Here is a 21285-nt window from a genome sequence, read left to right as displayed (position 1 = left end):
TTCGGACATGACCACCGCCACTTCCGGGGCCGGTGTCTTCGACACCTACGCCGGGCTCGTAGACTCCGTCACCGCCGACTCGGAGTCCGAGGGCCAGCGCGTCCTCGACGTCTCCATCAGCGCGGCCGGCGCGGTCGTCGACACCGTCGGCGCCGCCATCGACCCGCTCGGCGCCGTCCTCAACGCCGGCGTCGGCTGGCTGCTGGAGCACATCAGCTTCCTGCGCGAGCCGTTGGACGCCCTGCTCGGCAACCCCGACGAGATCAACGCGAACGTCGACCAGCTCAAGTCCGCCGCGGCCGAGATGCACACGCTCGCCCAGGAACACCGGGACGACCTGCGCAGCGTCGCCGAATGGACCGGCCAGGCCGCCGACGCCTACCGCGACAGCCTCACGAAGATGGCCGAGGAGCTGGAGTCGCTCGGCAAGACGCTCGACGGGACGGCCGCGGTGGCCGGCATCTCCGGCATGCTCGTCACGACGTTGCGCGGCATCGTCTTCGGGCTGATCTCGTCGGTGATCGCCGAGCTGATCCGGGACGCGCTGATCGCGGCGGCCTCGGCGGTGTGCACCTTCGGCGGCTCGATCGCCGCGTTCTGCGGGGTCGCGTCGGCCCGCGCCGCGGCGACGGCGTCGAAGATCGCCGGCAAGATCAGCAAGCTCCTCGAAGGCTTCGCGCGCCAAGGCGGGCGGCTGGCCAAGCTCCTCGAAGCCATGGAGAAGCTCACCACGGGCCTCGACCGGTTCTCCACGGTCGGCGGGCTCGCGACGGGCGCGTACCAGGCCGCCAAGCCGTACGAGACCCAGCAGCCGGCGGAGGCGTGATGGCGACCCACCACACCAGCACCCCGCACCACACGAGCACCCCGCACCACACTCCGGACGTCTCGCCGGCGCACCACGAGACGTCGAGCCCGCACCCCACCGAGCCGCGTCCGACGACGGGTGGTGGCGGCCACGGCGGCGGCTACGCCCTGCACACGGAGTCCCTGGGCACCATGGAAGGCCACCTCGGCCGGACGAAGGACAAGGTGCACGCGGTCGGCCGGACCGTCTCCGGCGCGAACTTCGGCGCCCAGTCGATGGGCCTGGTCGGCTCCACCATGACCGGCACGCTCAACACCACCGTCTCGGCGGCCAAGGAGCACGTCACCCGCGCGGGCAAGGCGGTCGAGGACGCCGGCACCCGCACCAAGGCGGTCCGCGAGCACTACCAGACCACCGAGGCGAACGCGGCGGACACGATGACCGCCGCCGGCAAGCGCGTCGACGCGCCCACGGAGAAGACCGCGGCGAGCGGTTCGGGTGGCGGCGGAACCCCACCGCCCGGTGCGAACCCGCCCCGCCCACCGGACGACCCCGGCGGCATGCACAACAACCAGGGCCACCACGCCACCGACGACGAGCTGCGCGGCCAGTACACCCGCGACTCGATGCAGCCCCGCCCGACGTCCACGGACGACCAGATCCGCGGCGCGGCAAGCCGGTTGGGCTACGACCCGGACCGCCACCTGGCGATGACCCTGCAGCCGACGGCGAACCTGACCCCGGCCCAGCGCGCGGAGATCGTCGCGGTGCGCAACGAGCTGCACGCGAACCCGGGCGAGATCATGACGAAGGTCGTGAAGCCCGAAATGGGCGAAGCCACGTTGGAAAACAAGACCAGGTACGTGGAGCTGAGCACCGGCGACACCAAGGTGTTCGACCCCACGCAGGTCGGTGGTTCGGTCGCTCGGGGCAGCGACACCGCACAGTACGGAACGCCCGCGGAGTTCCGGACCAAGCTGGCGCTCGATGACCAAGGGGCGGGGTGGACACCGATCGAAGCCAATGCGCCCCAGGCCTACCAGCTCAGGTTCCCCGCTTCTCGTGACGCGGGTGCGATGGAGATCAGTTACGGCGGCACGGATACCGGGTCCGCACACGACATGCAGGTCCTGTCCGGACAGCCGGCGCCGCGCCCGTGGGATCCACCGTTCCTCGGCACGGGCTACACCGGCGGAGGCGTACCGGAATGGCTGCACACCCGGGCGGATTACGGCGGCCGTGCCGAGATGTACTTCGTGCACGCGGACGGGACGGAATCCTTGGCCGGGGTGTACTTGGACGGACGAGGGTGGTTCGACGTACGTGGACGAGGAGGGGCGGGTGCCTGAGTCGAGGAGGATCTCCCCCCGGGTGTCCGGGGTGTACCGGGGTTCGGTCTTTTCGGTGTCGGAGCGGCCTCCGGACCGGGTGATGCTGCGACGCGAAGGGGTTCCTGACCAGGAAGTGGCGATCGCAGACCTGGACGAGTGGTACACGGTGCGCACGTACGGCACCTTTCTCGATCACCGGTTCGAGGTCTACAACGAAGAGGACGGCGAGTTCTTCATCGGTGTGGTGGGAAAGGGCGATGGTCACTGGCTCGCCGATACCTGGGCCAAGCCGGAAGAACACCCCGAGGTGCATTTCCAGCAGATGGACCGGTTCACTTATGAAGCCTTGGTGCCGAAGCACATGGTGACCGACATCCATGAGGTTCGCACCGACCATCCGACGACAGAAGGAACCCGATGAGTCCTGACGCTCCCGCCGGTCTCGCGGGCGGCACTGTCGTCCAGCTGCCGGTCAAGCCCGGGCTCGTCGGGCTCTACCTGGGGAACGTCATCGTCCCCGGGCGCTTCGAACCCCACCGGGTCCAGGGGTTCGCCGGACGCGCGGAGGACGTCGCCGAGCTCGACGCGGCCGCCGCTCTCCGGAACTACGGGCTGGCCAAGATTCCCGGATGGGGCTCGCTCGACGCTCTCCACCTGCTCAAGTTCGCGGCCGGCCACACCTTCCCGTTCCGCACCTCCTACGGCTCGTCGGACCGGGAGATCGCGGCCGAGCTGGGGGTGGCGCGGGTCTACCCGCCGCCGTTCCTCGGGACCGGGTACTTCCCCGGGGTCGACCACCCGTTGCCCGAGTACGTCCTGCGGCTCGTCGAGATCCCGGCCGGTGCGGAACTGGTCGTCCGCCGCGACGAAGGCGAGGCGCGGCTGGCGCAGTACCACAGCCGGAAGGTCGGCTGGATCCCCGACCAGAAGGACGGTTTCGGCGAAGCCGCGTTCTTCCCACCGCCCGTACCGCTACCGCCGCTGGTGCGCCGCGGCTACACCGCCCGGTACCGCGGAGGCGACTTCGACGCCGAGTTCGCCGGTGCGGGCCGGGTCGTGCTGCACCCGTTGCCGGGCGCGGCCGCGCCGGCCGACTTCACCGAGACCTACGGCTTCCGGATGAAGGTCGTCGAGCAGGTCGAACTGGACGACCTGACCTTCGTGCGGACGCTGTGCCGGTGGCGCGGCGGCACCTTCGAGGTCCTCGGCCGCGGGCGGGACAACGCCGACCTGCACCTGGTCGACGAGGACTACCTGCTCGCCCGCGACCTCGGGCTCGTCGAGGTGGACTACCGCGTCTGGCGGCAGACCGTGCCGGCCGCCGAACTCACCGACGTCCGGACCGAAGCCGAACCCGTGCCGATCGAAGGCGCATACCGCGGCTGAAAAGCTAGTAGCGGTAGAACTTCTCCGCCCGGCCCTGGCGGACCAGCTTCAGCCACGCCAGGAACGCCTTCGGGTCGCGCTTCACGCCCACGAAGTACAGGCCGAAGCGGAGCACCTCCAGCGCACCGATCTTGCGCATTCCCGGCTGGGACAACAGGTAGCCGCGGTTGCGGTACGTGTAGTACCGCTTGACCTCGTTCTCCGGGTCCTGGGCGTGGAACTTGCCGCCCAGCATCGGCTTGAACTCGTCGGAGCCGTCCGGGTGCAGGTACTTCGTCTTGAGCGACGTGCCGAACGGCAGGCCCGAGCGGGCGAGCCGCCGGTGCAGCTCGACCTCGTCGCCGCGGAAGAACAGGCGCAGGTCCGGCACGCCGACGACGTCCAAAGTGGACGCCCGGAACAGGGCGCCGTTCATCAGGGACGCGATGCCCGGCAGGAAGTCGACGCCCAGCTCGGACTGCGACCGCTTCCACGTCAGGCCGCGGCGCAGCGGGAACGCGAGCTTCTCCGGGGCGTCGATGTTCGACACCACCGGGGAAATCTCGGCCAGGCCCCGCTTCTCCGCTTCCTCCAGCAGGATCGCCAGCACGTTCTCGTCGGCCGGGCGGCCGTCGTCGTCGGCCAGCCAGACCCACTCCGCGCCCAGCGACAGGGCGTGCAGCATGCCCAGCGCGAACCCGCCGGCGCCACCGAGGTTCCGGTGCGACGGCAGGTACGTGTGGGGCAGCGGGTAGTTCTCGACGACCTCGCGAGCCGAGTTGTCCGGCCCGTTGTCGACGACGACCAGGTGGTCGACCGGGCGGGTCTGGGCCGCGATGACCTTCAGCGAGTCCGCGAGCAGCTCGCGCCGGTGCCGCGTGACGACCACGCCGACGACCGCGCCGTCGGGCAGCTGCTGGGTCTCGCTGGCCATCATTCCCCGCCGTTCGTCGTCGCCACCGGCTCGATGCCCAGGCGCTGCAGCGTTTCCTGGCTCATGTCCATGAACGGGTCGCGGCCCTTGTACCCGGTGAGGACGTCCCGCAGCGAACCCTGTTGCTTGAGGTGCCCCTCGTCCATCCAGAGGGCCGAGTCGCACAGCTCGAACAGGAACTCGTCCGAGTGGCTGGCGAACACCAGGATGCCCGAGCGCTTCACCAAGTCCTTGAGGCGGTCGCGCGCCTTGTTGAGGAACGCCGCGTCGACCGCGCCGATGCCCTCGTCGAGGATCAGGATCTCCGGGTCGATCGAGGTGACGACGCCGAGCGCCAGCCGCACGCGCATACCCGTGGAGTACGTCCGCAGCGGCATCTGCAGGTAGTCGCCGAGCTCGGTGAACTCGGCGATGTCGTCGACCCGCTTCTCCATCTCCTTGGCCGTCATCCCGAGGAAGAGGCCGCGGATGATGATGTTCTCCTCGCCGGAGATCTCCGGGTCCATGCCGATGCCGAGGTCGAAGACCGGCGCGATCTTGCCGGTGATCCGCGACGAGCCGCGGGTGGGCTCGTAGATCCCGGCGAGCAGCCGCAGCAGCGTGGACTTGCCCGCGCCGTTGTGACCGACCAGGCCGACCCGGTCGCCCTCGCGGAGATTGAGGGTCACGTCGTGGAGGGCCTCGATGATCGGCACCTTGGTGTCGGTGCCGATCTTGCCGCCGACCTTGCCGAGGACGCGTTTCTTCATCGACCGGGTCTTCGCGTCGAAGATCGGGAAGTCGACGAAGGCGTTCTGTACGTCAATGGAGACCATGTGTCACACCCAGTAGGAGACGCGGGCACGGTAATTGCGCATCGCGACGAGCGCGAGCGCCCAGCCGACGATGGTGATGGAGCCGACCACGATCCAGTTGCCCGCCGTGAACGACTGGCCGAGCAGCGGTGCGCGGACCACCTGCATGAAGTGGTACAGCGGGTTCAGCTGGATGATCGGCAGCACCCACGAGATGCTCGCGCGAGCCCCGCCGCCGAGCAGCTGGTCGACCGGCCACACGATCGGCGTGCCGTAGAACAGCAGCTGGATCAGCGAGTTGATGACCTGCGGGATGTCGCGGAAGCGGGTCGAGATGATGCCCAGCAGCAGCGTCACCCAGCCCGCGTTCAGCGCCAGCAGGACGAAGCCGGGGATCGCGAGCAGGATGTTCCAGCTCAGGCCCGGGTGGCAGTACAGGTCCGCGCGGCAGAGGCCGTCCGCGGAGCCCAGCGAATACGGGTTGTCCAGCGCGCCGAAGAAGATCACGAGGATGACGACGTAGACGATCATGTTGTGCGCGAGCAGCAGCGTCTGGCGCCACACGGTGCGCAGCATGTAGACGCTCAGCGGCGCCGGAAGCTGCTTGATCATCCCCTCGTTGGCGATGAACGTCTCCATGCCCTCGGCCAGGCAGCCGCTGATGAAGCCCCAGAGGATGAAGCCGGTGCTCAGGTAGGGCAGGAACACCTCGATGGGCGAGTGGAACAGCTGCGAGTACAACAGCCCGAGCCCGAGCGCGATGACCGCTTGGCTGATCGTGATCCAGAAGGGCCCGATCACCGACCGGCGGTAGCGCTGCTTGATGTCCTGCCAGCCGAGGTGACCCCACAGCTCGCGGGCGGAGAAACCGGCCTTGATGTCGGCTATGGCTCGCGCGAACGTCTTACTGTCCGACCTCGGCGGTGCCGACGTCGCTACGGGTGAGTCCGCGGCCTGAACCGTGCTGGTGGCATGCACGTGGACGAGGGTACCGATGGGATGAGCGGCCCCATTGGTAGGGCACTCGGGTCGGGCCGCCGGGGTCCGGTACGGCACGGGCTAAGGTCGTGGACGGACCGCAGCCACGCAGCGACCCGGAGGTTTTCATGTTCATGCTCGGCGAGCACCCGGTCGGTGCCGACCACCCGCCTCTCGTGATCGCCGAGATCGGCATAAACCACGAGGGTGACCCCAAGAAGGCCCACAAGATGGTCGACGACGCCGCGGACGCCGGCGTCCAGGTCGTCAAGATCCAGACCCACGTGGTCGACGACGAGATGATCCCGAACGACGTCGTGCCCGGCAACGCCGACGAGCCGATCTGGGACATGATGAACCGGGTCGCGCTCACCGCCGAGGACGAGCGCGAGATCAAGGCGCACGCCGAGGAGCGCGGGCTGGTCTTCCTGTCGACGCCGTTCTCGCGCGCGGCCGCGGACAGGCTGGCCGAGCTGGACGTCGCCGGCTTCAAGATCGGCTCGGGGGAGTGCAACAACTACCCGCTGATCCGGCACGTCGCCTCGTTCGGCAAGCCGGTCATCCTGTCGACCGGGATGAACGATGTCGCGTCCATCACCCCCGCCGTCGAGATCCTGCGCGCGGCCGGGGTCGGGTTCGCGCTGCTGCACTGCACTTCGCTCTACCCGACGCCGCCGGAGCAGGTCCGCCTCGGCGCGCTCGCCGAGCTGCACGCCGCGTTCCCGGACGCCGAACTCGGGCTTTCCGACCACACCACCACCATCTACCCCTGCCTGGGCGCGGTCGCGCTCGGCGCCTCCGTGCTGGAGCGGCACTTCACGTCCGACATGAGCTGGCCGGGTCCGGACATCCCGGTGTCCTCGACCCCGGCCGAGTTCAAGGAGCTCGTGGCGGGCTCGCGGCTGATCCACGCGGCGCGCGGTGGCTCGAAGCAGATCCTCGCCGAGGAGCAGCCGACGATCGACTTCGCCTACGCCTGCGTGGTCACCACGAAGGACGTCGCCGAAGGCGAGTCGCTCAGCACCGAAAACATCTGGGTCAAGCGGCCCGGCACCGGCGAGATCAAGGCCAAGGACTTCGAGAGCCTGCTCGGCCGGGTCGCGACGCGGGCGCTCCCCGCGAACACGCAGGTGAGCTGGGCGGACCTTGGCTGAGCCCGGGCGGCGTGAGGTCCTTTTCCTCACCGGGACCCGCGCCGACTTCGGGAAGCTCCGGGACGTCATGCTCGCCGTGCAGAAGAGCTCGGTGCTGTCGGCCCGGATCGTCGTCACGGGCATGCACATGCTGCGCAGCTACGGCTACACCGTGCGCGAGATCGAGCTGGCCGGGCTGGAGCGGCTGCACCTGATCCCGAACCAGATCGAAGACGAGCCGATGGCGCTCGTGCTCGCGAACACCGTCCAGGCGCTGGCCCGGCTGGTGCACGAGGAGCAGCCCGCCGCGATCGTCGTGCACGGCGACCGCGTCGAGGCGCTTGCGGGCGCGATCGTCGGGTCCCTGGCCAACGTCCGGGTCGTGCACATCGAAGGTGGCGAGGTCAGCGGCACCATCGACGACGTCATCCGGCACTCGCTGTCGAAGCACGCCCACGTGCACCTGGTCGCCAACGAGCAGGCCCGCCGGCGGCTGCTGCAACTCGGCGAGGAAGAGGATCGGATCTTCGTCGTCGGCAGCCCCGAAGTGGACGTCCTGACGTCGGCGCGGCTGCCCGACCTCGACGAGGTGCGACGGCACTACGAGATCCCGTTCACCGACTACGGGTTGCTCGCGCTGCACCCGGTCACCACCGAACGCGACCTCAACCGGCGGAACGCGGCCGCCGTGGTCGACGCGGTCCTCGCCGAAGGCAACTGGGTCGTCATCGACCCGAACAACGACGAGGGCTGCCGCGAAATCCGCAGCGAGCTCGACCGCCTCGCCGGCCCGCGGTTCGTGCGGCTGCCGTCGATGCGCTTCGAATACTTCGTCACCCTGATGAAGAACGCGGCGGTCGTGCTGGGGAACTCGAGCGCCGGCGTCCGGGAGGCGCCGGTGCTGGGCACCCCGTCGGTCACCGTCGGTACGCGGCAGCGCAACCGCGCGGTCGCGCCCAGCGTGCTGACGGTCGAGCCGACCGCGGACGCCGTCTCGGCCGGGATCGCCGAGGCCCGGGCGATGGGCCGCTGCGAGCCCGATACCGCGTTCGGCGAACCGGGTGCCCACCGGCGCATCGTCGAACTGCTCGAAGGCGACGAGATCTGGCGGCCTTCGCTGTACAAGGCCTTCGTCGACCGCTGAGTCAGCGGCGGGCGGCCGCCCGTTCCTCGGCTAGCACGAGATCGGCCGCGGAGTCGATGTCGATCGCCCGCTCGACCGGCACGAACTGCGGTCGCACCTCGGGGATGAAGAACCGCTCGTGCGTACGCAGGTCCCCGGCTCGCACCAGGTAGATCCCGCCGGTCGGGCGCAGTACGACGGGCAGCGTCTGCCGCGGTGCCTCGAGGTCGGACCAGTCCCGCACCGGCGCGATGCCGCCGTCCGGCGTCTCCAGGCACACCTTCAGCGGGTGGTGTTCGGCCGTCCGGCACATCTGCACGACGGAGCCGGTGGGCCGGTCGGCGTGGATGTCCAGACACTCGGCGATGTCGTCCGCCGTCCGCAGCGGCGACGTGGGCTGGAGCAGCAGGACCAGGGTCGAGTCCGGGACGTCGAGGGCGTCGAGGGCGTGGAGGACCGCCGGGAGGGTCCTGCTGGCCGAGTCCGCGAGGTGGGCCGGGCGTTCAACGGTCCGGGCGCCTTCGGCGACCGCGGCGGCGATCTCGGCGTCGTCGGTCGTGACGACGACGTCCGTGATCCCGGCCGCGACGGCGGTGTGCACCGTGTGCGCGACCAGCGGGCGGCCCTGGAAGAGCGCCAGGTTCTTGCCCGGTAGCCCGACGGAGCCGCCCCTAGCCGGGACGATGGCCAGCGCGGTCACAGTGCACCCCTTCCGGGTGACGACGGTGGTCTGTCGGCTATTGTCCGTCTGCTCAACTGCCGCCTGACGGCGGCCCGGTTACTGGCGGGGTCGGCAGCTCCGGACATGTCGGTGAGGAAGCAATGAATCGGACTCAGTTCAAAGATGAGACGTCCGGACGGCTCGGTGAGAGTGATACGGGTCACATGCTTCGGGAACTGCTGCTTTCCTACGCTCGAGGTCAGCGGGTCGGCACCATCGCCGTCGTGGGGAACGCGCCGATGGCACCCGACGCCGAGCGCGCCGCGCTGATCGACGACAGCGACCTGGTATTCCGGATGACGACGTTCGCGCTGGACGAGCCGGACGCCGAGCCGGCCTACGGCACCCGCACCGACGTCGTGGTGGTCCACCGCGGGGTCATCGTCTCGCCGTACACCTTCGCCGACTACACCTCGCGCCTCTACTTGCTCGCGGAGCCGGGCCGGCTCTTCTGGGAGCCGGAGACGCTGCCCGACTGGTGGCCCGCCGACCTCGGGTTCGTGCCGATCTCCAACCGGCGGTTCGTACAGCCGCTCTCGCACTTGCTCGGGCTCTCGACGGACCAGCACGTGTGGGCCACGACCGGCACCCTCGTGACCTACCTGTGCAAGCAGCTGTTCCCCGACGCGGTGGTGCGGCTCACCGGCGTGTCGATCATCGAACGACCCGACCAGACCGACTTCGAGCACGCTTGGGGCGGCAAGGTCGGCGTGACGGCCGAGCACCGCCTCGACGCGGAATCCCGGCTGCTGAGTGCCTGGCGTGACTCCGGAAGAATCGAGATAGTGCAGTGAGTGATTTGCAGGGGGCGCTCTCGCGGGCGAAAGAGCTCGCTCGGGCGGTCGGCCGGCCGGTGGTCGCGAAGGTGCGGCCGCGGATCGAGAACATCGCCCTCGACCGGATCCGGCCCGAGCTCGACGCGCTCCACGGGGACATCGCGGCACTGCGCCAGGACGTCGAGAAGTGCACCAAAGAACTCGACGGTCACGTGAAGTGGCTGTACGACGAGCAGCGCCGCTTGGCGCCGCACCTCGCGGCCCTCGAAGCGCGGGTCGCGGCCGTCGAGCGGCCGGGCTCGGTCGCCCGGCCGGCGGACAAGCTCGAATACGCGCCGGACGAAGCCGACCAGGTTCGCGCCGAGCACGCCAGGATCCGGGCTCGGCTGTCGGCGATCTCGAAGTACGAAGAGCGGCTGGCGCGGCTGGAGGAGTCCCTCGCAGCGCGGCCCGAGGTGAGCAACTGAGCCGAAACGACGTCGCGGCGCCCACCGGATCCCGGAGGGCGCTGCTTCCGTGGGGACTGTTGCTCCTGGTCCCGCTCGCCCTGACCGTCGCCTGGACCGGGCTCGACCACGACGTCCGGTTCGTCCTCGGCACGCTCGAGACAGCCGGTCGCGCGGGCTTCTCGCCGGCCGAGGTCTTCGTGCACCGGCCGATGGCCTACCGGGTGGTGCTGGCCTTGGGGGACGTCGGCGGTTCCCTGCCGATCCCCGTGCGGGAAGCGGTCGTGCGGGTGCTGGCCCTGCTCGTCGTGCTGCTGGTGACGGTGCTGTTGCGTGCGGGTCTGGCGCGGTGCCGCCCGGCCGGTGAGGCGACGGCTGTCGCCGCGATGACGGGGCTCGCGCTCGCGTTGGCCCCGAACTGGGACTTCCTGCAGCCGGAGTGGCTGGCCGCGGTGTTCGCGGCCGGCGCCGTCGGGGCTGCGCTCCTGATCCGCCGGCCGCTGCTCGCGGCCACGGCCGGAGGCGTGCTACTGGCGTTGACTGTGCTGGTCAAGTACACGACGGTGCCGACCGCGCTGGTGGCGCTCGGCGCGCTCGCCGTCCTCGATCGGCGTCGCGCGCTGCTGACCGGCGCGTTCGGCCTGCCGATCTGTCTCGGACTGTTCGGCCTGACCGTGCTGGTCGAGCCGCGGGAGTGGCGGTGGTTCGGCGAGCTGTCCAGCCTCAACGGCGGGAGCCCGCTCAGCCGGGGCCTGCTGTGGAGCGACGCGCGAGCGCTGGCCGGGACCGTGCTGAACGAGGCGTTGACCGTCCCGATGCTGGCGCTTCTCCCGGTGAGCGTCGTGGTGCTGGCGCGGCTGGCGCCGGGACGTCGTGCCCGCCTGGCGTGGGTCGTCCTGCCGGCGGTCGCCGTGGGCGTGGTGCTGGCGGCCGTGGTGATCCAGGGGCAGTGGTTCCAGTACCACCTCGCGGCGCTGGTTCCGTTCGCCGCGGCGCTGTGGGGGCTCGCCGTGGCGCGCTGGTCCGCCGAGCACGGCGGCCCGCCCCGCGCGCTCGTGCTGCTGACGGTCGCGCTCGGGATCGGCGCGCCGATCGTTTCGGCTGCGACAACGGAGTGGCGTCTCGAACACGGGACGATCGTCTACGCGGCGCTGGTCGCGTCGGTGGTCGCCGTGGCGCTGGTCGGGCTCGTGGATCGACGGCGGACTTGGCCGGTGGTGGCGGTACTCGGCGCGGTCGCTGTCCTCGTCGTGCCCGTGTGGCCGAGCGCGCCCTACTCGTTCGACGCGATCCACGCCGACTACACGAATTCCGGACGGGTGGCGGCCGCGCGGCTCGACGAGCGGCTGTTCGAACCGGTCCGGGCGCGGATCGGCCCGGATGCCACCGTGCTCTACCTGGCGTTCGGCGATATGGCGTACTTCTTCGGCAACCCGGCCGACTGCCGGTACCCGGCGCCGGTGTTCGTGCAGCGCGGCACCTACGTCCCGGCGGTGCGCGGCCTGGAGAGCTACCGGGAGAACCTGGCGTGCATCGAGCGGACCGCCGCCCAGTACCTGGTGGTCCAGTCCTCTTGGCTGGCGGTCGACCGCCTCCCGCCGGACGTCGCGACGCGGCTGCGCGGCCGGTTCGACTGCGATCGCGCCCTGCCTGCGGGTGAGCTGGCGGTCTGCCCCCGACGCTAGACCACTCGGAGTAAGGTCGCCTTGTCTCTGAGTTACAACATTCGAGTTAACTCCGCGTCAGGCAGATTGACCTACTGATCAACTCTTGCATAGCGTCTCCGCTTGGCGTCGGGGGACGGCTGCGTTTGGTGTGGTCCGAGGGGGCGTCTTCGTGGTGCGTTCACGCGCGCTGAGTTCTGCGCGGATTTGGTCGATTTTCGCGCTTGTCCTGGTGATTCTGCTTCCCGTCGCGGGCTCGGCGGTGGAGTACGCCAAGCCCGGTGCGCCGCTGCCGGCCGGGGCGTCACTCGATTCCCCCGCGCAGCGCGCAGGCATGGGAGCAGGCGTCGGCGACGACGGCAACCCGGCCCTGTCACCGAGGGACACCCCGCGGCCTCCTGGTGCCGTAGCGGACGAACGGGCCGTTCCGCCCGCTCAGACGGCCGCCGTGGCCGCTCGGCAGCACGTCAAGCCGGCCGTGGTGCAGCGCAACGACCGGCCTTCGATCGACCCGAAGGCGGTCGAAAGACCGCAGGACCGCACGGAAAACACCGAAACGTTCGACAACCCGGACGGCACCCGGACCCTTCGGGTCCACAGCGGGCCGTCGAACGTCCGGCGGCCGGACGGCAGCTGGCAGCGGGCCGACCTGAACCTGGTCGCCGGGCCGGATGGGCGGCTCCGGTCGAAGACGAGTGCCGCGGACGTCAGTTTCGCCACCTCCGCCGCCGCCGACCCGGTGGCGATGTTCGGGGTCGACGGACTGTCGCTCGGGTACGCCCTGCGAGACGCGGCTCCGACCGCAGGCCAGGTGCACGGTGACGCCGTCACCTACCCGGCCGCCCGGCCGGACACCGACCTCCGGCTGACGGCCACCGCGGGCGGCCTCGAGGAAGAGCTCGTCCTGCACTCGGCACGGGCGCAGACGCGCTACTCGTTCACCCTGCACACCGGCGGCCTGCAGCCCCGGCTCGCGGGACGGGCGGTCGAACTGACCGACGCCGCCGGCGCGATCCGCGCGACCGTTCCCGCCGGGTTCATGACCGACGCGAAGATCGACCCGGCCACCGGCCAAGGTGTGCGCAGCGACGGCGTGAGCTACGGGCTTTCCCAGGTCGACGCGCGGACGTGGACCCTGCAGGTCGACGTCGATCCGGCTTGGCTCCACGATTCCGCGCGCGTCTTCCCCGTGGTCGTCGACCCGACCCTGGGCAAGTTCTCCAGCGACACCGACGACACCTACGTGCGTTCCGGCACCACGGCGAACCACTCCACGGAAGACCTGCTGGAAGTGGGCTCGCCGAACGGTGGCGCCACGATTTCCCGCTCCTACCTGCACTTCACCGACGCACTGAACCGGCTGCGCAACCAGTACGTCCTCGGCGCGACGGTGAACGTGCTCGCCACCTACTCGTGCCAGGCCAGGCCGGCGACGCTGTTCGAGGCCACCCAGGGTTGGGGGCGCGAAACGACCTGGCCCGGCGCGGCCGCGGGCCGGGCCCTGGCCACCACGCAGGTCCCCGCGTTGACGGGCCCGAGTTGCTCCGGGCAGTCCTGGACCGGCTTCCAGCTGCCGCCGGAGGTGCCCGCGCAGTGGTCGCACGGCCAGGTGCTCGGCAACGGATTCACCCTGCGGGCGACCAACGAAGGTGACAGCGCGGCGTTCAAGCGCTTCGCCTCGGCGGACACGGTCAACCAGCCCTACATCGACGTCAGCTACTCGCCCGAAGGCGCCACGTACGAGCTGACCGATGTCCTGCTGCCCACCAACAACCGCGAGGGCACCTTCACCGCCCGCGTGACGAACATGGGGTCCTCGACCTGGCCGGCCGGGGGTGGGTACCGCCTGGGCTACGTCGTCAAGCAGGGCAGCACGGTGGTCAAGACGTCGCAGGGCGTCGCACCCGCGGCCGCTGTGCCCCCGGGCGCGACGACGACGATCACGGTGCCGTTGACCGCGCTGACCCCGGGTGTCTACGACCTGAACCTGACCATGTGGACACCGTCCAATCAGGACTTCAACGCGGTGTACGGCGTGCCCTACGGCCAGGCACAGCTGAAGGTCGAAAACGTGCCGCCGGGGTCCAACTACCAGCAGCCGGGCAACGGCGGGATCGTCGAGTCGCTGACCCCGACGCTGTTCGCGCGCGCCGTCGACGACGACGGTTACCCGAACAAGGGCTTCAAGTTCCTCTTCCGGATCTGCACCGACGTCGCGCTGACCCAGAACTGCACCGAGTCGGGGTGGGGCCCCGAAAGCTGGACGCCGCCGCCGGGCACGCTGGCCTGGAGCAAGACCTACTACTGGGGCATCAAGACGCACGACACGGTCAGCCCGTCACCGGACTGGGCGGCCAAGCTCGCCCTGACCACGCGGGTGCCGCAGCCGGAGATCACCTCGCACCTGGCGGGCAGCCCGGACACGGTGAACGGCCCCGGCCTCGACCCGCAGATCGGGAACTACTCGACGGCCGTGACCGACGCGAGCGTCGCCACCGTGGGACCGGACCTCACCATCACCCGGACGTACAACAGCCTCGACCCGCGGCGTGACACCGCTTTCGGCGTCGGCTGGGCGTCCCGGCTCGACACGCGCCTGGTGCCGAACCGCTCCGCGCAGAACGTCGTCACCGATGTCCTGCTGACCTATCCGAACGGCAGGCAGGCCCGCTTCGGCCGCAACCCGGACGGCACGTTCGCACCGCCGATGGGGCAGAACGTCGACCTGGTCTACGACAGCGGGACGGGCTACTACACCCTGCGCGACGTCAGCGGCACCAGGTGGCTGTTCGACAACGCGGGCAAGCTGATCACGATCACCGACCCGGCGGGCCTGACCGAGACCCTCACGCACGACGCGAACGGGCGGGTCGACGGGATCGTCAACGACGTCTCCCACCGGAAGCTGACCGTCACCTGGACCGGGGCGCACGTGACCCAGGTGCAGACGCCGGCGCCGAAGACCGGGGACGCGCCGCTGAGCTGGACCTACACCTACGTCGGCGACACGCTGACCAGCGTCTGCGCCCCGGGACCCGCGCCGAACTGCACGAACTACGGGCGGGCCACCGGCTCGCACTACCGGAGCTCGGTGCTCGACGACGGCCCGCGCGGCTACTGGCGGCTCGACGAGGAAAGCGGTGCGAGCGCGGCGAACGTCGCGGCGCGGACGCCGGGCGCGGACGCGGCGCCCCAGAACGGCCTGGGCTTCGGTGCCGGCGGCGCGCTCGCCGGGACCGGCGACACCGCCGCGGTGTTCGACGGCATGGCCAGCTACCTCAAGCTGCCGGACGACCTGCTGTCGCAGAACATGTCCGCGTCGGCGGAGCTCTGGTTCAAGACGAGCGCGAGCGGCACGCTGCTCGGTTACGCCGACGAGGCCTTCCCGGGTACCTCCTCCCCCAAGGCGCGGCCGGTGCTGTACGTCGGCGTCGACGGTTCCCTCTACGGGGGCTTCACCGCGCGGAACGTGACGGGTCCGAGCCAGGTCGTCAGCGCGGCCAAGGTCAACGACAACACTTGGCACCACGCCGTCCTGACGTCCGAAGTGAACACCCAGACCCTGTACCTCGACGGCGCTGCCGTCGGCACGATCGCGGGCATCGTCGACCACGGAACCCTCGGCAAGCTGTCGGTCGGTGGCGGGGTCGGCAAGAACTACCCGTCCACCAACGGCGGTGACTTCTACTTCTCCGGGGCGATCGACGAGGTCGCGCTCTACCAGCACACGTTGAGCCCGTTCGCGGTCAAGCAGCACTTCGACGCCGCACAGGCGGTCGACGAGCTGACCGGCATCACCCTCCCGCAGGACAACCGCAGCTTCGCGAAGCTCACCTACGACGACCGCGCGGACCGGGTCAAGACGCTGACCGACCACGACGGCCGCAACTGGACGCTCGACGCGCCGGTGCGCGTCAACGCGGACCGGACGGTCACGCTGCACGGCCCCTACCCCGACTGGACGTACAAGTTCGACGCGGACCAGGGCGGCCGCCTCACCTCGACGCTCCACAGCGGATTCTCGAAGTCCTGGGAGTACAACGAAAAGGGCTTCGTCAAAGCCATCGTGGACGAGGTCGGCAGCCGGGTCGAGCAGACGACCGACGACCGCGGCAACGTGCTCAGCCGCAAGACGTGCCGGGCCGTGGACAGCTGCAACACCGCGTACTTCACCTACGTCTCCGGGGCGTTTCCGCTCGATCCACGGGCGGACAAACCGGCGACCAGCTCGGACGCGCGGTCGTCGAGCGCGACCGACACCCGCTACCGGACGTCCTACGCCTACGACACGGCCGGCCGGCTGACCACCACGACGTTCCCGATCCCGGCGGGGCAGACGGTCGCGCCGACCGAGGTCAGCGTCTACGCGCAGGGCAACGAGGCCGCGGCGGACGACAACGGCAAGGTGCCGGCCGGGGTGCTGCTCCAGGTGACCGATCGCCGCGGGCAGGTCGCGCGCAACAGCTACCTCGCGAACGGCGACCTCTACTCCGGCACGGACGTCAAGGGCCTGGTCACGACGTTCGCCTACGACGGCATCGGCCGGAAGACGTCCCAGAGACTCGGGAACGCCGGCGGTGCGAACTACGGCACGACTTCGTTCGAGTACACCCCGCAGTCCCGGATCGCCAAGGTGACCGCGCCGGGCGTCGTCAACCCGGTCACCGGTGTGACGCACACGCCGGTGACGGCGAACACCTACGACGGCGACGGCAACCTCCTGCAGATCGAGGTCACCGACGCGACCGGCGGTGACGTCGCGCGGAAGTCGGTGTTCAGCTACGACAAGTTCGACCACCAGGTCGGCGTCTCGTACCCCGACGGCGGGGTGGTGACCTACGAGTACTCCGCCGACCTGCTGAAGCTCGTCACCACCGACGTGCTCGGGATCAAGTGGACCGACCAGTACGACGACCAGCACCGGCTCCTGTCGCGCGTCGCCGACGGGATCGGCGCCGACCCGTCGAAGCCGGGGCAGCCCGGGATCCTGCGGGTCGAGAACCGCAGCTACGACCCGACCGGCCGGCTCGAGCGCGTCCAGGACGCGATGGACCGCTCCACGCGCTACAGCTACTACGGCGACGGCCTGCTGTGGAAGGCCACGCTGGAGAACTACCGGCCGCCGAGTGGTCCGGCCCGGGACGTCGTCCTCGACGAGCGGACGTACGACCCGGCCGGCAACGTGAGCCTGGACGTCACGGCGGGCGGCCGGAAAACGGCCAGCAGCTACGACGCCGCGGGATACGTCAACGAGTCCACAGTGGACCCGGACGCGTTGAAGCGGAAGGCGACGTTCGTCCGGGACGGCGCCGGGAACGTCACCCGGATGTCCGCGACCGGTGCGGCCGACCCGTCCCGGGTGGAAACGACCGACTACACCTACGCCCCGGACGGGCAGTTCAGCCGGGAGGACACCACCGCGGCGTCCGGGCTGATCCTCTCGTCGACGACCACCTACGACGAACGCGGTCTCGCGATCAAGACGTCGGACCGGCGCCAGGTCGAGACGCAGTACACCTACGACGCCACGGGGCAGCAGGTCTCGGTGATCAACCCCGCGGTGGACGTCTGGGTCAACGGTGTCCAGACCACCGGGGTGACGACGAGCTCGGTGCTGGGGCGCAACACCTTCGGTGAGGTGACGCAGTCGAAGGACGCGTCCGGCAACGTCACCACGACCGAACGCGACAGCATGGGCCGGGCGACGTCGGGCACGCTCCCGGCGTACACGCCGCCGGGCACCACGACGCCGATCGTGCCCACCACCCGCACCAAGTACGACTACGCGGGCAACGCCCTGACCGTCACCGACCCGCTCAACCACGTCACGGCCAGCACCTACGACCCGTACGGCAACGTGCTGACCACGACGTTGCCGCAGGTCGGCGACACGCCGTCGGTGGCGAAGAACAGCTACGACGGCAACGGCGAACTGACGAGCACGACCGATCCGGCCGGTGCGCGGCAGGAGTTCACCTACGACGACTTCGGCAGGCAGATCACCGCGTCGCAGGTCGAACGCTACGACGGTCAGCCGGTCTACTACACCACCAAGACCGGCTACGACGACGCCGGGAACGTCACGTCCACGACGTCGCCGCAGAACTTCGTCAGCACCGCCGCGTACAACGGCGCCGACGAACCGGTCAGCTCGACCGACGCGACGAACCGGACCGTCACGTACGGGTACGACAACGCCGGCCGCGAGGCGAGCACGACCGACGCGACCGGCCTGACCAGCACAAACACGTACGACCTCGCCGGGCGGATGACGGGGTCGGCGCAGGTCTTCGGCGGGCAGCAGCAGCGGGCCTCGACCGTCGACTACGACGGCAACGGCAACGTGCTGCACACGAAGTCGCCCGAGGGACGGACCGTCGACTACGGGTACGACTTCCTCAACCGGCTCGTGAAGCAGGTCGAAAAGGTCGACTCGGCCAAGTCGATCACGACGTGGACGGGCTACGACCGGCTCGGCAACCGGAGCCACTTCATCGACGGCAACGGGCACGCGACCGACTACACCTACACGCCGTGGGGGCTGCCGGATTCGGTGGTCGAGCCGTCGGTCGCCGGGGCGACCGCGCCGGCGGACCGCACCTGGACGACGTCGTACGACGCGGCCGGCCGCGCGGCGAAGCTCACCGCGCCCGGCGGGGTCACCCGCACCCGCGACTACGACGAGCAGGACCGGCTGGCCGCGGAACACGGGGCCGGCGCGGAGAACGCCACCGCCGACCGGACCTACGGCTACGACTCGGCCGGACGGCTGGCGAAGATCGGCAGCCCGGGCGGTGACACGAACTACCGCTACGACGACCGCGGCAACCTGCGGACGTCCCAGGGTGCGTCCGGAACTGCCGTCTACACCTACAACGGCGACGGCACGCTGGCCATGCGGTCGGATGCCGCCGGCAACACGGCGTTCACCTACGACGGCGCCGGCCGGTTGTCGTCGGCCGCGGACCCGCTCACCGGCCGCACGACGGACTACAAGTACGACGCCGTGGGCCGGTTGTCCGTCACCCAGGACCGCGCGGTCGCGGGCCGGATCATGCGCACCAGCGGCTACGACAACCTGGGCCGGCTGTCATCCGACAGCCTGACCCAGCTCACCGACGTCGGCTCGCGTGTCTTGCTGGGTGACACCTACGGGTACGACAACGACGACAAGGTCACGACCAAGACGTCGACGCGCTCGCTGGGCGCCACCACGGCGAACAGCTACGGCTACGACGGAGCAGGCCGGCTGAAGAGCTGGACGGCCGGGTCCCAGACCACGACCTACGGCTGGGACGACGCCGGGAACCGCACGTCGGTCAACGGCTCGGCGTACACGTACAACGAGCGCAACCAGCTGCTCTCCGGCGGCGGCGCGACGTACGCGTACCAGAAGCGCGGCACGCTGCAGTCGGTCACACGCGGCAGCGTGACGACGACCAACGGGTTCGACGCGTTCGATCGCTTGGTCCGCGAGGGCACGTCGACGAACCAGTACGACAGCAACGACCGGGTGGTGAACCGCAACGGCACGGCACTGACGTACGACGGCCTCTCGAACGAGACGGTGACCGACGGCACGCGCAAGGTCTCCCGCCTCCCGGACGGCACGGCGCTGGGAGACAAGGGAGCGGCCGGCGGGAAAACGCTGTTCGCCGACCGCCACGGAGACGTGGAGGGCCGCTACCTGGGTGCGGTGGTCGACGGCCAGCGCACGTACGACCCGTTCGGCACGGTGACGTCGTCGTCGGGTGAGACGTCGAACCTGGGCTACCAGGGGGACTGGACAACGCCGGACACGGGCCTGGTCAACATGACGGCCCGCTGGTACGACCCGAACCGGGGCGGCTTCGTCAGCCGCGACGACTGGAACCTATCGCCGAACCCGTCGGCGGCGACGAACCGCTACACGTATGGCAACGGCGACGCGGTCGGAAACAGCGACCCGAGCGGCCACAGCATCTGGAACCCGTTCGAGGGCGACGTCTACGGCAACAACGGCGACGACGCCGAATCGCCGAAGCCACCGAAGGGAGTGAATCCGCCGCCGAAGGCACCGGTCGCACCATCCGGCACCACAACGATGCACGGCAGTGGGCGCGGATCCGGCCACGGATCAGGACACGGTTCCGGCACCGGAACGCAGTCCGGCGGCGGTTCGGGACACACCAACGGTGGATCGCACGGCCCGCCACCGCCGCCGCTGTGGCAGCAGAACGCGTGGAAGCCCGCTCCGACGCAGAGCCCCGGTCAGACGGTGCGTCCGATCGAGTCCTCGCGGCCGGCGAGCAGCAACCCGGACTTCAGGCTGACCGACACGGCCCAGCGCCACTACGAGGAGGCGAACGAGGTGACCAGTGCGGCCGATTCGTCGGACTGGGCAGTACCTCCACCGATTCAAATGCCACACGGCGAGAATGCGATCTCGACGAGTGAGACCACGTGGAACGACCCAGAGATCGTCGTCGGGGCCAATCCTCATGCCATCGGGATGGAGAACGTCAAGCCAAACGTCTTGCCGGTTCCCGTTCCCCCAGATTTCTGGGGGAACACCTCGAACTGTCAGGGGAACACCTGCAAAGGCAAGGTGGAAGATCGAATCGACTGGTACCGCGTCTTTCATCCCAACTGGGACAAGGTCAACCGTGACGCCGGGATCTTCGCTTTGGCGGGTGGAGCGATAGGCGCGGTCACAGGCTGTTTCGGTGGTCTGATAGCCGGCCCGGGGGGATGTGTCGCTGCTGGTGCCAACGGCGCCGGGTTCGGCGCCGGAATCGGTGGCGGACTTGGCATCGTCTGGGGCTGGCTGGTCGAAAAATGATGTTTACTCCGACTGTGTCCAGGCTGAACTTTCGACAGGGAGGGCACCGTGCGTACGCGTGAATCAATAGGAGTGGCACTCTTGAAAGGTGGCGCGATCCACAAGCTTGTGCGAACGCCGGCGTGGATCGGGTGGTTGACCTTTGTGGCGGTGTTTGTTCTCTATCGACCGATTTTGGGTGGAATTTCCCATCTGATCGGTCGAGGTGGTGCGACTATCGATCCTTACCCGTGGGGGCTATTGGTCAGCATAATTTTCGGGCTGGTCGCAGGGTTTGTAGTCCACCGGTTTCGTCGTCGCCGATGACCTTCTGTCGAAGCGGTGTCTGCGGTGTTGAATAAATGGATTCTTCAGGTAATGTGATCGGAAGGAAAAATGAAAATCTTGCGAC

At 69.5% G+C, this 21285-nt stretch carries 14 protein-coding genes; 10 read left to right on the top strand and 4 right to left on the bottom strand.

Translation table 11 applies throughout. The features are described from left to right. Nucleotides 1–7 precede the first annotated feature (7 nt). The 4 genes from ACLJQZ_RS06680 to ACLJQZ_RS06665 are packed head-to-tail and all read left to right on the top strand — an operon-like array spanning nt 8 to nt 3525. A complete protein-coding gene (locus ACLJQZ_RS06680) occupies nt 8–826 on the top strand; it encodes a WXG100 family type VII secretion target (protein WP_410619207.1) in 819 nt (272 codons plus the stop codon). After that, nucleotides 826–2157 (top strand): hypothetical protein, encoded by a 1332-nt coding sequence (locus ACLJQZ_RS06675; protein WP_410619206.1) that lies wholly within the window; start codon nt 826–828, stop codon nt 2155–2157. Before ACLJQZ_RS06680 ends, ACLJQZ_RS06675 begins: the two co-directional genes overlap by 1 nt. A gap of 22 nt (nt 2158–2179) precedes the next feature. Continuing rightward, the gene (locus ACLJQZ_RS06670; RefSeq protein WP_410619205.1) at nt 2180–2560 is read left to right on the top strand and encodes a hypothetical protein; all 381 of its coding nucleotides are present in this window, start codon (nt 2180–2182) and stop codon (nt 2558–2560) included. After that, nucleotides 2557–3525 carry a hypothetical protein gene (locus ACLJQZ_RS06665; protein WP_410619204.1) on the top strand — a complete coding sequence of 323 codons (969 nt, stop codon included), beginning with the start codon at nt 2557–2559 and terminating at the stop codon, nt 3523–3525. Before ACLJQZ_RS06670 ends, ACLJQZ_RS06665 begins: the two co-directional genes overlap by 4 nt. Before the next feature lie 4 nt (nt 3526–3529). On the opposite strand, the gene ACLJQZ_RS06660 is transcribed toward ACLJQZ_RS06665, so the two are convergent. From ACLJQZ_RS06660 to ACLJQZ_RS06650, 3 genes are read right to left on the bottom strand one after another with little or no spacing between them, the layout of a single operon-like run. Then, complete coding sequence (locus ACLJQZ_RS06660) at nt 3530–4438, bottom strand: glycosyltransferase family 2 protein (RefSeq protein ID WP_326945628.1); 909 nt, start codon at nt 4436–4438, stop codon at nt 3530–3532. Further along, nucleotides 4438–5253 carry an ABC transporter ATP-binding protein gene (locus tag ACLJQZ_RS06655; protein WP_247059962.1) on the bottom strand — a complete coding sequence of 272 codons (816 nt, stop codon included), beginning with the start codon at nt 5251–5253 and terminating at the stop codon, nt 4438–4440. Before ACLJQZ_RS06655 ends, ACLJQZ_RS06660 begins: the two co-directional genes overlap by 1 nt. A gap of 3 nt (nt 5254–5256) precedes the next feature. Continuing rightward, nucleotides 5257–6210: an ABC transporter permease gene (locus ACLJQZ_RS06650; RefSeq protein ID WP_410619203.1), complete on the bottom strand. Its 954-nt coding sequence runs from the start codon at nt 6208–6210 to the stop codon at nt 5257–5259. An 89-nt stretch (nt 6211–6299) separates the two neighbouring features. Here ACLJQZ_RS06650 and ACLJQZ_RS06645 point away from each other — a divergent pair, with 89 nt between their 5' ends. Both ACLJQZ_RS06645 and neuC read left to right on the top strand, forming a co-directional pair. Then, a complete protein-coding gene (locus tag ACLJQZ_RS06645) occupies nt 6300–7364 on the top strand; it encodes an N-acetylneuraminate synthase family protein (RefSeq protein WP_410619202.1) in 1065 nt (354 codons plus the stop codon). Beyond that, nucleotides 7357–8487: a UDP-N-acetylglucosamine 2-epimerase gene (neuC, locus tag ACLJQZ_RS06640; protein ID WP_326945631.1), complete on the top strand. Its 1131-nt coding sequence runs from the start codon at nt 7357–7359 to the stop codon at nt 8485–8487. The genes ACLJQZ_RS06645 and neuC overlap by 8 nt, the downstream gene beginning before the upstream one ends. Nucleotide 8488: 1 nt before the next feature. Here neuC and ACLJQZ_RS06635 read toward each other — a convergent pair whose 3' ends face one another. Continuing rightward, nucleotides 8489–9166: a cytidylyltransferase domain-containing protein gene (locus tag ACLJQZ_RS06635; RefSeq protein ID WP_410619201.1), complete on the bottom strand. Its 678-nt coding sequence runs from the start codon at nt 9164–9166 to the stop codon at nt 8489–8491. Nucleotides 9167–9411: 245 nt separating this feature from the next. On the opposite strand from ACLJQZ_RS06635, the gene ACLJQZ_RS06630 reads away from it, so the two are divergent. The 4 genes from ACLJQZ_RS06630 to ACLJQZ_RS06615 all read left to right on the top strand — a co-directional run bounded on the left by ACLJQZ_RS06630 (nt 9412) and on the right by ACLJQZ_RS06615 (nt 20894). Next, nucleotides 9412–9981 (top strand): hypothetical protein, encoded by a 570-nt coding sequence (locus ACLJQZ_RS06630; RefSeq protein ID WP_410619200.1) that lies wholly within the window; start codon nt 9412–9414, stop codon nt 9979–9981. Next, a complete protein-coding gene (locus ACLJQZ_RS06625) occupies nt 9978–10430 on the top strand; it encodes a hypothetical protein (RefSeq protein ID WP_410619199.1) in 453 nt (150 codons plus the stop codon). Before ACLJQZ_RS06630 ends, ACLJQZ_RS06625 begins: the two co-directional genes overlap by 4 nt. Before the next feature lie 59 nt (nt 10431–10489). Next, nucleotides 10490–12094, top strand: coding sequence for a hypothetical protein (locus ACLJQZ_RS06620; RefSeq protein WP_410619198.1), 1605 nt, complete (start codon nt 10490–10492; stop codon nt 12092–12094). A 211-nt stretch (nt 12095–12305) separates the two neighbouring features. Further along, the gene (locus ACLJQZ_RS06615) at nt 12306–20894 is read left to right on the top strand and encodes a LamG-like jellyroll fold domain-containing protein (RefSeq protein ID WP_410619197.1); all 8589 of its coding nucleotides are present in this window, start codon (nt 12306–12308) and stop codon (nt 20892–20894) included. Nucleotides 20895–21285 lie beyond the last annotated feature (391 nt).

This window comes from Amycolatopsis sp. cmx-8-4 (assembly GCF_046548675.1).
GTDB lineage: Bacteria > Actinomycetota > Actinomycetes > Mycobacteriales > Pseudonocardiaceae > Amycolatopsis.
The sequence above is the reverse complement of the archived record's forward strand: the minus strand, read 5'-3'. Positions and strand labels throughout refer to the sequence as shown.

Bases quoted from the DNA above. Each gene is read 5' to 3' on its own strand.
- ACLJQZ_RS06680 (WP_410619207.1), top strand. From the start codon at position 8: ATGACCACCGCCACTTCCGGGGCCGGTGTCTTCGACACCTACGCCGGG.
- ACLJQZ_RS06660 (WP_326945628.1), bottom strand. From the start codon at position 4,438: ATGGCCAGCGAGACCCAGCAGCTGCCCGACGGCGCGGTCGTCGGCGTG.
- ACLJQZ_RS06665 (WP_410619204.1), top strand. From the start codon at position 2,557: ATGAGTCCTGACGCTCCCGCCGGTCTCGCGGGCGGCACTGTCGTCCAG.
- ACLJQZ_RS06675 (WP_410619206.1), top strand. From the start codon at position 826: ATGGCGACCCACCACACCAGCACCCCGCACCACACGAGCACCCCGCAC.
- ACLJQZ_RS06655 (WP_247059962.1), bottom strand. From the start codon at position 5,253: ATGGTCTCCATTGACGTACAGAACGCCTTCGTCGACTTCCCGATCTTC.